This window comes from Amycolatopsis alkalitolerans (assembly GCF_006152065.1).
Classification (GTDB): Bacteria; Actinomycetota; Actinomycetes; order Mycobacteriales; family Pseudonocardiaceae; genus Amycolatopsis_E; species Amycolatopsis_E alkalitolerans.
The window spans coordinates 18348-29471 of sequence record NZ_VDFW01000018.1 but is presented as its reverse complement, the minus strand read 5'-3'; the positions used below and the strand labels follow the sequence as shown (position 1 = coordinate 29471).

Genomic DNA, 11124 nt, shown 5'->3' with positions numbered 1-11124 from the left:
GGGTCATCCGGCGGCACCTGCCGCCAGCCAGGAGGCCAGCGTATGAGTCCGGCGGCCGTCACCAACCTGCTTATGAAACTGTCCGAACGGGACATCGCAATCTTGGAATCGCTGCGCGCCCATCGCCTGCTCACCACCAACCAGATTCAGCGACTGCACTTTGGCCGCGGGCACGCCACGATCACCGCCGCCGCCGGAGCCACCATGCGGGTCCTTACCCGACTCCACGACCATAGACTCGTCGCACGTCTCGAACGGCGCATCGGCGGCGTCCGGGCGGGGTCATCCGGCGTCGTCTGGCAGCTCGCCTCCGTCGGGGAACGACTGCTACGCACCATGCACGGTGAGAAGCAGCGCCGCCGCTACGTCGAGCCCACTCCCGCTTTCGCCGCCCACACGCTGGCCATCGCCGAACTCGCCGTGCAGCTCCACGAACTGCAGGGCGATGGCGCGGTCGAAGTCGTCAGTGTGGACACCGAGCCATCCTGCTGGCGATCGTTCGTCGGCCCGCATGGCAACGTCGAGTGGCTCAAACCGGACCTGTACGCGATCACCGCGAACGGCGAGTACGAAGATCACTGGTTCATCGAGGCAGACCTCGCCACCGAGCACCCACCGGTCGTGGTGCGCAAAGCCAAGGTCTACCAGCGCTACGCCGCCACTGGCGCCCACCAAGCCCGTCACGGCCTCTTCCCCGCCGTGACCTGGGTCGTCCCCGACACGGCCCGGCAGCGGGCTATTCAGGCGGCTCTGGCGGCCGACAAGGCCATCCAGCCCGGCCTGTTTCGGGTGGTCACCACTGACGAGTTCAGCGAGCTCATCCGACAGGGCCACGCCGAACCGACAGCAACTCCTGACGCGCCGTAACACCAACCACTTACCGAAAGGAGGGATATACCCATGGAACGACTACCACGTAACCCAAACGACGACCGGGACTCAACCGGTCCAGAAATCGAACGAATGCCGAGAGACGAAATAGACATGACCGGCGTCATCCGACAAGACGACGCACTGGTCGACGTCATCGGGGACGCTATCGGCGAAGCCAAAGCAGACGGCGGCGAAGTTCCGGAGTGGGGCGCCCGCACCTTGGCCCGTGCACTCGCCAACGAACGCGACGACCCGATGAGCGGCGCCCTGCACCACTTCGCGATCACCGGCCGTGCCGACCGTGAAGCGATCGCCAAAGAGCTCGCCGAGCTCTACCAGCGCACCACCGACGAAGAGATCCGGGAATGGATCAACTGGCTCGGCATGTACGTGATCAACCTGCCCGATACGGCCGGCACCTCCGGCGACGCAACAACACCTGATGACACGCTGGACGAAGACGCGCTCAACGACATGGTCGAACGCTTGCGGAGCACCTGCGCCGAGGCCGACGCCCAGGGCGCGCCCATCTCCACCGACGACGCCAAGGTCATCGCCGGACTGCTGGCACACCTGCTCCCGCCCGGTTCGGAGATGAGCCGCTTCGCCGCAACCGGTGCCGCTAACCCGGTCGTCATCGCCGAAGAATGCGAATTCATCCGGGAGCGCACCCTGGGCGCGCCGGACATCAGCACGTGGGCACTGTCGTTGGCGCACTACCTCGCCGCCAACGCCAGCCTCGGGCGTCAGGCCGGACAACCAGCCCTGGATGCGGGCGATCTACCGAACGATCTCCTGATCCGTTACGGCATCACCCGGCATGGCGATGCGTTCCGGGCCTACCTGAGCCTGCCGGCCATCGACCCCGCCCGTACCGACCTGATCAAGAGCTTCCTGGACTTCTACGTCGGCACCTACGACTCCATGGACGACCTGACCACGGACCTGGTCGGCGGCACCCACAGCGAGGCCGAACTGCTCGAGTTGGCGCGTGACGACATCAGTTTCGAGGAATTGGTGCGCGCGGGGTGGGACATCGTCGAACTCGACGGCAAATTCTACGTATTCACGAAGTAGGAATCGCAAGCCACGATTACGGCTGCGAGATTTCCCCGAAAACGCCGACAGTAATTGCCGCATTACGATGCGGAATAGTCATCAATACTGGAATTAATAAGAAAACGAGCTATTGTCGGAGGTGGCAATTGAAAAGGCCACAGAGTCTAAGCGTATCACCACCAATAAAGAAAGGAGATTTTAGCTTCTATGCGATCCAAACAAGACAGCAGGAACGAGCTTCCCCGAGCTGTGACGTATCTGCGATTCTCTCATGTAGACCTTGGTGGCAACATAATTGCCGCCGCACGGGAGTTGTGCGAACGTCGAGCCAATGAACTCGGCGCGCGCGTCGTCGCGGAGTACATCGATATCGGACCAGATCTCAGTGACGACCGGGACCAGCTCGGATTGATGCTGGACGATATCGCCCCGGGCGAGGAGATCGACTACGTCATCGTGCCCGATCACTCCACAATCGCCAAAGACATGCACGTCTACACGCGCGTTGCCTGGCGAATCCAGCAAGCCAAAGCCAAACTAGTTGCCGCCTCTTCGCCGCTCGATCAATACCAAGCGATGTGCGCGCACCCGCTCGGCCTCATGCAGGCGGTTGCTGACTGGGCGAACGAAGACCCTCGTGGGGAATCGCATCCGAAAGTAGAGGGGGAAGGAGGAACGCTGTGAACAGCAGCACGAACAGGGAACGTGACTGGGGAGCCTGTGCTGATCACATCGCCGTGGCGTGCACGGCCCGAGGCGTCTGCAACGACACCAGCTCGTCAACACGTGCTTGTGACGACGCGCATGAACTGTCCCATCCACACAGCGAAAGAAAGGGAGGGACACAGTGACTAATACGAACCGGCTGGGGCCACGTGCATGAGTGACACTACTCTGAACCGCAAAGTGGCCGCGTCCGCCGCTGGCGTCAAGCGCCGTAAGCGGGCCGTTCTCTACCTTCGTGTGTCGACCCCCGGGCAGGTGCACACCGACTACGACCCCGAAGGCATTTCCATCCCCGCGCAGCGGGTCGCCGGCGAGCGAAAGGGCCAGCAACTCGATGCCGAGGTCGTCAACGAGTTCGTCGAGCCCGGACGCAGCGCCACCAACATCGACAAGCGCCCGGCCTTCCAGGAGATGATCGCCTGGGTCAAGGCCCAAGGCGACATCGACTACGTCATCGTCTACCACTTCAACCGTGTGTTCCGGAACTCGGTCGACGCCGGGATCGTGAAGCGGGATCTCAAGAAGGTTGGCACCCGGATTGTCTCTACGGTCATCGACATGGGTGAAGGCCCCGAGAGCGAGCTGATCGAGACCATCCTGCACGCCGTCGACCAGTACCAATCCCAGGCCAGCGGCGCGGACATCAAGTACAAGATGAGCCAGAAGGTCAAGAACGGCGGCAGCGTGGGCCGAGCCCGGCTGGGCTATCTCAACGTCCGGGAAACCAACCCGAATGGTGGCGAGATCCGCACCATCGCCGTAGACCCCGAACGCGCCCCATTCGTGCAGCTGGCCTTCGAGCTCTACGCCACAAACAACTGGACACAAGCCGACCTCGTCCAAGAACTCAGCGATCGCGGTCTACGCACGCGCGCCACCGCGAAAACCCCGGCGCAGGAGGTATCGATCAGCAAGATGTCGGAGATGCTGCGCGATCGGTACTACCTCGGCTATGTCAGCATCGCCGCTGAGGAGTACCAGGGGCGACACGAGCCTCTCATCGCACCGGAGGTGTTCGACCAGGTGCAGGCAATCCTGGCCACCCGCACCGCCGCACAGGAACGCCAGCGCGTCCACCACCACTACCTCAAAGGCAGCCTGTTCTGCGGACGCTGCCACCGTGCCGGCCGCCGTGGACGAATAATCATTCAACGCGCGGTCAACCGGCGCGGTCAGGTGTACATGTACTTCTTCTGCCGCAACAGGCAAAACGGTACGTGCGACAGCCGCTACGTGAGCATCGCCCACGTCGAGGACTTGGTCGAAGAGCACTACGCCACCATCGAGTTCGCCTCGGACTTCGTCGCCACCACCCGCGCGCAACTCGCGGAGATCGTGAGCGAGCAGAAGGCCTCCACCCGCCTGCTGCACCAGCAGCTCACCACGCAACTCAACGCCCTCGACACCCAGGAAACTAACCTGCTCGACCTCGGCCTCACTGACCTCACCAGCAGCGCCAAGGTGAAGATCAAAACCAAACTTCACGAGATCGAGGAGCAACGCGCCCGACTCACGGAGCGGTTACAGCACACTGGCAAGGACCTCGCCGAGGCCGCGGAACTTGTCGAGGCATGCCTCGCGTTACTGGGGAACGCCCAGGCGCTCTACTTGCGCTGCGACGACGAACAGCGCCGCATGCTCAACCAGGCGCTGTTCACCAGCCTCTACCTCGAAGACGATGAGATCACCTCCAGCGACCTCATCGCCCCCTTCGCGCAGCTCCACGCCCTTCAGGCCGCGCCAGCCGACACACAACGCGCGACGTCCGCCCCCCAGCCACCCAACGCAAATCAGGCCGCTCCCCATGGAGGGAGCGGCCTGATCGTGCCGTACAACCTGGAAGGCCTGCTACAGGGCATCGTTTTGGCCCCGTGTTCTAGTAAGCCTTCCATGGTGGAGCTGAGGGGAATCGAACCCCTGACCTTCTCGATGCGAACGAGACGCGCTACCAACTGCGCTACAGCCCCTTGTTGAAAGCCCGCAAAGCATAGCAACCGCCCGGAGGCGGTCGGGCGAGGGGGGTTACTCGCCGACCGCCCGCCGGAACGGGAGCTGGCCCGGGTCGTCCAGCTCGTGGAAAGCCGGGTCCTCGTCGTCCACATCGACGACCACGGCGCTGCCACGCATGCGAGAAACGGGCGAGGGACGGCGCTCGATACCGACCAGTTCGCGCTGCAGTTCATCGGGCGCCTCGTACTCCTCCCGAGGCTCGCGGCGGGGCATCGGGCGCCGGCGGGCGGCGCGGTCCAGCCTGGCGAGCCGCCGCTGCCGGATCTCGTTCTCGATGCGGACCTGCCGCCGGAGGTAGGCGAGGTAGGAGACCAGCGCGATATCGATCGCGCCGTGGCCCCACCAGAACATCCCAGAGAGGAAACCGCCACCCACCGCGCTCACCACGGCCAGCAGGATGAGGCCGAGCACGACGCGCTGCCGGAATCCGTACTTGGCGCGTGCCGCGATCTCCGCCGCCTCGGGATCGAAACCGCCACGCCCAGGCCGGTAACGGGGCCTGTCGTCGGGTTCCGCGAACTCTTCGACGGCGCGGGCCTGCCGGTGCTCGTACTCGTCGTCCTCGAGTTCTTCCGGCTCGGGTTCGGCGGTCTCCTGCACGGTCTCGGTCATGGCGGTCTCCCGTTCCCCGCTTCCGCTCCGCACGACGCGCGCCGCGAGCGCCGCATCAGTCGTCTGCACGACGGACTGACGCTTCCGCGCGATCATGGGCACGAGCACGACGAGCCACGCCGCCGCGAGCGCAACGATGATCAGTGAGCTGGGCATCTCCCTCTGTACACCTCCCCCGACTCCTGCTACATACCGTCACGCTAGCCACAGGAGTAACAGATCGTTGGACGCCACGCCGCTGACGACGTGAAAAGTGGCCACCGGATCAGGTGAAAAGAAGCGGATGTGGTAGCGCCGATCTCACACGTACTCGGCGCGCCCGTCCCGCACCAGCCGGGCGGCGAGTCCAGGCCCGGTCTCTTCGGCCGTGATCGCGAAGCACAGGTGGTCGCGCCAATCCCCGGCGACGTCGAGATACCGCTGGAAGAGCCCTTCCTGCCGGAAACCGGCCTTGGTCAGCACCCGGATGCTCGGCTCGTTCTCCGGGCGCACGGTCGCCTCGATCCGATGCAGCCCGCCGGCACTGAACGCATGATCGACAAGTAGGGCGACGGCCGCCGTCGCGACGCCGCCACCGACCGCGGTCGAGGACACCCAGTAACCGATCCATGCCGACCGGAGTGAGGCGCGGATCACGTTACCGACGGTGATCTGGCCGGCGTAGTCCCCGTCAACCGTGATCACGAACGGCAGGCACTGGCCACGCCGTGCCAGCCCGCGCAGCGCGAGCCACTGCGTCGGCCACGACCAGAACCCGTTGCGGTCGGCCCATGGCCCGGGCGCCGTCGGCTCCCAGCGCTCCAGATGGTTCTGGTCCCGCAGCCGGATCCGTGACCAGTCCCCCGCGTCACGCACCCTGATCGGCCGTAACGCGACGACACCGGCCCTCACCTTGAGCGGCCCCGGTCTTGCCGGCCAGCCGGGGTGCCGGGCTTCTAGGTCGTAGGTCACTGCCTGCACCGGCGTATTTAACCGTTACACCCGTTGCGCGAGGAAGGTCACCCGTACTTGTTCGCCCGCCGGCACCTCGGTGAGGTCTTCGTCCACGTTGACCAGGCAGTTCGCCTCGGCGAGCGAAGCCAGCAGATGTGCGCCCGAGGTACCTAGCGGCTGAACCAGGTACTCGCCGGTGTTCTCGTCGCGCAGCAGCTGGCCACGCAGGAAGCCCTTGCGCCCCTTGGCCGAGGCGAGCGGCGAGAGCAGCCGGGCACTCACTATGCGGCGATGCGGGTTCCGGGTCCCACGAGCCGCCCTGATCAGCGGGCGGATCAGCACCTCGAACACCACGAGCGCGCTCATGGGATTCGCGGGCAGCAGGAACGTCGGCACCGAATCGGGGCCGAGGCGCCCGAAACCCTGCGCGGATCCGGGATGCATCGCGACCCGGCTCATGTCGATGCGCCCCAGATCGGACAGCGCGGCATGCACCTCGTCACCAGCGGAGCCGCCCGCGCCACCGGCCACCACCACGACCTCCGACATCAGCAGCCGGCCTTCGACCACTTCACGCAGCCGCTTCGGCTCGCTGGGCACGATGCCGACCCGGCTGACCTCGGCGCCGGCGTCCCGCGCGGCGGCGGCCAGCGCGTAGGAGTTCACGTCGTAGACCTGACCGACCGACGGCGTGCGGTCGATGTCGACCAGTTCGTCGCCGACGGACACGATCGACACCCGCGGCCGCGGGTAGACCAGCACCTTCGACCGGCCGACCGCCGCGAGCAAGCCGACCTGCGCGGAGCCGATCGTGTCGCCCTGGCGGACCGCGACGTCGCCGATCTGCACGTCCTCGCCGGTGCGCCGCACGTACGCGGCTGAGGGCACCGAGCGGTGCACGGTGACGTTGGCCGGATGCCCGTCCGTGAACGAAATCGGCACGACGGCGTCGGCCAGGGTCGGTAGCGGCGCGCCCGTCGCGACCCGGACGGCCTGGCCGGGCTGCAACCGCCGCGGCTGCCGGGACCCGGCCGGTATCTCGCCCACCACCGGCAGTTGCACCGGCTCGTCCTCGACCGGGCGCACGTCGACGCTGCGCACGGCGTACCCATCCACGGCAGCCTGGTCGAAGCCCGGCAGGGCGTGTTCCGCGACAACCTCCTCGGCACAGAGCAGGCCCTGCGCCTCGGAAATGGCGACGCGCACCGGACGCGGCCGCACGGCCGACTCCAGCACGAGCGCGACCTGCTCGTCGACGGGACGAAACTCCTGCTCAGCGGCCTCGGGCGGCTCCGGGGTGGGCGGGGTCATCAGCCTTCGTTCTCGATTCGCTCGGCGAGCCAGGTGCGCAGCGACGGGCCGTACTCCGGGTGGTCCAGCGCGAAATCGACCGCCGCCCGCAGGAACCCGCCGGGGTTGCCCAGATCGTGCCGGCCTCCCCGGTGCACCACGATATGTACCGGGTGTCCCTCTTCGATCAGCAGTGCCACCGCGTCGGTGAGCTGAAGTTCGCCCCCAGTGCCGGGCTTGATCCGGCGCAGCGCACCGAAGATCGCCCGGTCGAGCAGGTATCGGCCGGCCGCGGCGTAGGTCGACGGGGCATCCTCGGGCCTGGGCTTCTCGACCATCCCGTGCACGCGCTTGACGTCTTCTTCGTCCGTATCGGTGACATCGAACACGCCATAGGGTGAGATCTGCTCCTTCGGGATATCGAAGGCGCACAGCACGCTGCCGCCGTGCTTGAACCGGACCTCCGACATCCGCTCGAGCACGCCGACCGGCAGCACAAGATCGTCGGGCAGCAGGACCGCGACCGCATGGTCCTCGTCGGTCAGGTTCGGCTCGGCCTGGGCGACCGCGTGGCCGAGCCCCAGCGCCTCCTGCTGGATGGCGACCTCGACATCGATCAGGCCCGGCCCGCGGCGCACCTTCTCCAGCAGCGCCGTCTTGCCCTTGCGCTCGAGGTTTTCCTCAAGCTCCGGCGAGGAACGGAAGTAGTTCACGACCGCTTCCTTACCCGGTGAGGTCACGATCACAAGACGTTTCGCACCCGCTTGCGCCGCCTCGGCCGCGACGATCTCGATACCCGGCGTGTCCACCACCGGCAACAGTTCCTTCGGAACGGCTTTCGTCGCAGGTAGAAAGCGCGTCCCCAGACCTGCGGCGGGGACGATCGCGGTCCGGAACGAGGTGTTGTCGAAGGCGCCCGTCATGGCGGTACAGCCTAACCTGCAACTATGTGTGCCGGGTGGACCGACGACCTGGGCAAGGGCGAGTGGCGGGCCCGGCTTGCGGCCGCGCGCCGGGGTCTCCCCCCGGCCCGACGCGTGTCGGAGGCGCGCGCCCTGGTCGACGCGGTCGCCTCGATGAGCCTGCCGGAGACGGTGTGCTGCTATGTCCCCTTCGGCACCGAACCAGGCTCGGTCGCCTGGCTCGATGTGCTGCGGGACAAGGGCGCACGCGTCCTGCTTCCGGTGATCCCGCCCGCGCCGGCCGCTCTCGAATGGGCCGAGTACACAGGCCCGCAAGCGCTTTCACCAGGCCGGTTGCGCGGCGTGCTCGAGCCGGTGAGCGCCCGGCTGGCACCCGCTTCGTTGCGCGAAGCGGGTCTCGTCCTGGTGCCCGCACTGGCTGTCGACCACGCCGGTGCACGCCTCGGCCGTGGCGCGGGCTACTACGACCGCTCGCTGCCGCACGCGGCCGAAGACGCCACCCTGGCCGCGGTGGTCCGCGATGACGAACTGGTGCAACACCTCCCCGCCGAACCTCATGACATCCGGATGACCGCGGCGTTGACGCCCGGACTGGGGCTCGTCCCGCTGCCGATCCCGTGATTCGTCCGCCGGCGCCCTGCCGCCGGTGACCAACATCTCATGACCCACCGACATTCCCGGAGTGCCGGAGGCCGTTGTGATCAACTGACGGTAAACAGCCAGGCCACCGCCACCGGCGGCGCACCCCGCCGGCGAGGAGCGAGCCCGGCCTCGGTTGCGGTGCCCGAAAACCCCGTTTGACCTGCGAGGGAATGGCCAAGTATCGTGAAGTGTTAGCACTCTCGCGGATCGAGTGCCAATGCGCGAAGGAGCAGCAGTGCCCACGTACCAGTACGCCTGCAAGGAGTGCGGTCACCAGTTCGAGGCCGTGCAGTCGTTCTCCGATGCCAGCTTGACCGAGTGCCCGCAGTGCACCGGCCCGCTGCGCAAGCTTTACGGCGCCGTTGGCGTGATCTTCAAGGGCAGCGGCTTCTACCGCAACGACTCGCGTTCCGACTCGAAGTCCTCGGCCGGCTCGAGCAAGCCGGCCGCCTCCGGGTCGTCTTCGTCCTCGTCGGGCAGTGGCGACAGCGGGTCGGGCAAGTCCGAGTCCTCGTCGTCTTCCTCGTCTTCGTCGAGCAGCAGTTCAGCTCCGGCTGCCGCCGCCTCCTGAGTTATCCACAGGCACCCAGTTGTCCACAGGTGCCTGAAGATCTTCTTCCTCTTCCTCGGGCGCACTTCTAACGTCGAGGTGACGGCGGCGAACGATCGCCGCCGCACCAACGATCCGGAGTGTGCCCGCGATGCGTCTCCCGCCCCGTTCCTCCTGGAACCGCTTGCGTTTTCGGTTACGTGGCAAGCGTTTTCTGTTCTTCCGGCGCGTCGTCGCCGTCGGCCTGCTGCTCGTCGCCGCGGTACTGGCGACCCGCCCGGCCGCGTCGCCACCAACGCAGGCCGAGCCAGCACGCGCTCGGGCAAGTCCCGATGTCCCGCTGACCGGGCAGCCCGGCTTGTCCACAGTTCCGATCCACCTCGCGGACGCGAGTGTGGCGGAGTTGCTCGCGCCCGGAACGCGGGTGGATGTGGTGACCGTCGACGGCGGTTATGAGCGCCGCCAAGTGCTGGCGAGTATGGCGACGGTCGTCGACATCCGCCCTCCGCCGGAGAATGCCGGTCGGCTCGTGGGCGCAGAGCCGAAGGGGCCGCTCGTACTGATCGCCGTGCCCGCCGAAACCGCGACACAGGTGGCGGCGATGTCACTGCGAAACCCGGTGGCCGTTACCCTCCGCTAGACCTGTTGGTGATCGATGGGGCTGCCGGCCAGGGCAAGTCGTAACCACGCCCCCGCCAACAGGCCTTGAGCCAGGTCCGGCGACGAAGGAGTACACATGCTGAAGGGCTTCAAAGATTTCCTGATGCGCGGCAACGTGGTCGATCTCGCGGTCGCGGTGGTCATCGGCACCGCGTTCACGGCGATCGTCACCGCGTTCACCAACGGGCTGATCAAGCCGTTGATCAACGCCATCGGCGGGACGGATGCGGCGAAGGGGCTGGGCTTCAACGTCCTCAGCGGCAATGACTCGACGTTCCTCGACTTCGGTGGCGTGATCAACGCAGCGGTCAACTTCGTGCTGATCGCCGCGGTCGTGTACTTCATCATCGTGCTACCGGTCAAGAAGATCCAGGACCGCCGGAAGCACGGCGAAGAGGCGGGCCCCGCCGAGCCCACCGACGTCGAACTGCTGACCGAGATCCGTGACCTGCTGCGCGAGCAGCGCGGACGCCAGGACAGGGAGGAGGCGAGCAGGTACTGACGCCTGTGTGACCGGTGGGGCTGTCGGCCGGGGCAGGTCGTAACCACGCGATTCGAGGGTCCGGGCAGGTGACACCCGCGCCGCCCGAGGGGCCGGGGCTAGTCGCGGCCGCGCCATCGAGAGGTCTGAGGTGGGTGGCACCAGCGCCATCCCAAGGTCAGCGTGCAGGCCGCAGCGGCGCCATCCCAAGATCCGGGGCAGGGTGACACCAGCGCTCTCCGACGGTCCGGCAGGCTGGCCTCACCCGCCCGATCCGAACGTCCGGCACGCAGGCCTCACCGGCGCGATCCGAAGGTTCACGGCAGGCCGCGCCCCCGCCATCCAGAGGTCGGGCGGAGGTGACA

Annotated in this window: 12 protein-coding genes, 1 tRNA gene and 1 pseudogene; 8 read left to right on the top strand and 6 right to left on the bottom strand. The window is 66.7% G+C overall.

The annotated features are described in order from the left end of the window. Window positions 1-42: 42 nt before the first annotated feature. From FG385_RS20270 to FG385_RS35650, 4 genes and pseudogenes are all read left to right on the top strand, one after another. Window positions 43-867, top strand: coding sequence for a replication-relaxation family protein (locus FG385_RS20270; protein WP_139098345.1), 825 nt, complete (start codon window positions 43-45; stop codon window positions 865-867). Window positions 868-984: 117 nt separating this feature from the next. Continuing rightward, complete coding sequence (locus tag FG385_RS20265; protein WP_139098344.1) at window positions 985-1950, top strand: hypothetical protein; 966 nt, start codon at window positions 985-987, stop codon at window positions 1948-1950. Window positions 1951-2181: 231 nt separating this feature from the next. Beyond that, the gene (locus FG385_RS20260; RefSeq protein ID WP_160148848.1) at window positions 2182-2616 is read left to right on the top strand and encodes a recombinase family protein; all 435 of its coding nucleotides are present in this window, start codon (window positions 2182-2184) and stop codon (window positions 2614-2616) included. Window positions 2617-2811: 195 nt separating this feature from the next. Continuing rightward, window positions 2812-3873: pseudogene (locus FG385_RS35650) on the top strand (recombinase family protein); the annotation flags it as partial. A gap of 366 nt (window positions 3874-4239) precedes the next feature. Here FG385_RS35650 and FG385_RS33985 read toward each other — a convergent pair. The 6 genes from FG385_RS33985 to FG385_RS20225 form a co-directional block, all read right to left on the bottom strand. Continuing rightward, window positions 4240-4383, bottom strand: coding sequence for a hypothetical protein (locus FG385_RS33985; RefSeq protein ID WP_160148847.1), 144 nt, complete (start codon window positions 4381-4383; stop codon window positions 4240-4242). Between the two features lie 166 nt (window positions 4384-4549). Then, window positions 4550-4625: transfer RNA gene (locus FG385_RS20245), tRNA-Ala, on the bottom strand. Between the two features lie 55 nt (window positions 4626-4680). Beyond that, window positions 4681-5436, bottom strand: a complete 756-nt coding sequence (gene sepX, locus FG385_RS20240) for a divisome protein SepX/GlpR (RefSeq protein ID WP_139098342.1) — start codon at window positions 5434-5436, stop codon at window positions 4681-4683. Between the two features lie 144 nt (window positions 5437-5580). Beyond that, a complete protein-coding gene (locus tag FG385_RS20235) occupies window positions 5581-6240 on the bottom strand; it encodes a GNAT family N-acetyltransferase (protein ID WP_200834566.1) in 660 nt (219 codons plus the stop codon). Between the two features lie 15 nt (window positions 6241-6255). Further along, the gene (glp, locus tag FG385_RS20230; protein ID WP_139098341.1) at window positions 6256-7524 is read right to left on the bottom strand and encodes a molybdotransferase-like divisome protein Glp; all 1269 of its coding nucleotides are present in this window, start codon (window positions 7522-7524) and stop codon (window positions 6256-6258) included. Then, complete coding sequence (locus tag FG385_RS20225; protein ID WP_139098340.1) at window positions 7524-8426, bottom strand: UTP--glucose-1-phosphate uridylyltransferase; 903 nt, start codon at window positions 8424-8426, stop codon at window positions 7524-7526. Before FG385_RS20225 ends, glp begins: the two co-directional genes overlap by 1 nt. 24 nt (window positions 8427-8450) lie before the next feature. On the opposite strand from FG385_RS20225, the gene FG385_RS20220 reads away from it, so the two are divergent. The 4 genes from FG385_RS20220 (at window position 8451) to mscL (ending at window position 10780) form a co-directional block, all read left to right on the top strand. Next, window positions 8451-9047 carry a 5-formyltetrahydrofolate cyclo-ligase gene (locus FG385_RS20220; protein WP_139098339.1) on the top strand — a complete coding sequence of 199 codons (597 nt, stop codon included), beginning with the start codon at window positions 8451-8453 and terminating at the stop codon, window positions 9045-9047. A gap of 256 nt (window positions 9048-9303) precedes the next feature. Next, a complete protein-coding gene (locus FG385_RS20215; RefSeq protein ID WP_139098338.1) occupies window positions 9304-9639 on the top strand; it encodes an FmdB family zinc ribbon protein in 336 nt (111 codons plus the stop codon). Window positions 9640-9802: 163 nt separating this feature from the next. Next, the gene (locus FG385_RS20210) at window positions 9803-10258 is read left to right on the top strand and encodes a hypothetical protein (RefSeq protein WP_327436856.1); all 456 of its coding nucleotides are present in this window, start codon (window positions 9803-9805) and stop codon (window positions 10256-10258) included. 96 nt (window positions 10259-10354) lie between these two features. After that, window positions 10355-10780, top strand: a complete 426-nt coding sequence (gene mscL, locus FG385_RS20205; RefSeq protein WP_139098336.1) for a large-conductance mechanosensitive channel protein MscL — start codon at window positions 10355-10357, stop codon at window positions 10778-10780. Window positions 10781-11124: the final 344 nt, after the last annotated feature.

Coding starts and splice junctions, on each gene's coding strand:
- FG385_RS20225 (WP_139098340.1), bottom strand. CDS start 8,426: ATGACGGGCGCCTTCGACAACACCTCGTTCCGGACCGCGATCGTCCCC.
- FG385_RS20220 (WP_139098339.1), top strand. CDS start 8,451: ATGTGTGCCGGGTGGACCGACGACCTGGGCAAGGGCGAGTGGCGGGCC.
- FG385_RS20265 (WP_139098344.1), top strand. CDS start 985: ATGACCGGCGTCATCCGACAAGACGACGCACTGGTCGACGTCATCGGG.
- FG385_RS20270 (WP_139098345.1), top strand. CDS start 43: ATGAGTCCGGCGGCCGTCACCAACCTGCTTATGAAACTGTCCGAACGG.
- mscL (WP_139098336.1), top strand. CDS start 10,355: ATGCTGAAGGGCTTCAAAGATTTCCTGATGCGCGGCAACGTGGTCGAT.
- glp (WP_139098341.1), bottom strand. CDS start 7,524: ATGACCCCGCCCACCCCGGAGCCGCCCGAGGCCGCTGAGCAGGAGTTT.
- sepX (WP_139098342.1), bottom strand. CDS start 5,436: ATGCCCAGCTCACTGATCATCGTTGCGCTCGCGGCGGCGTGGCTCGTC.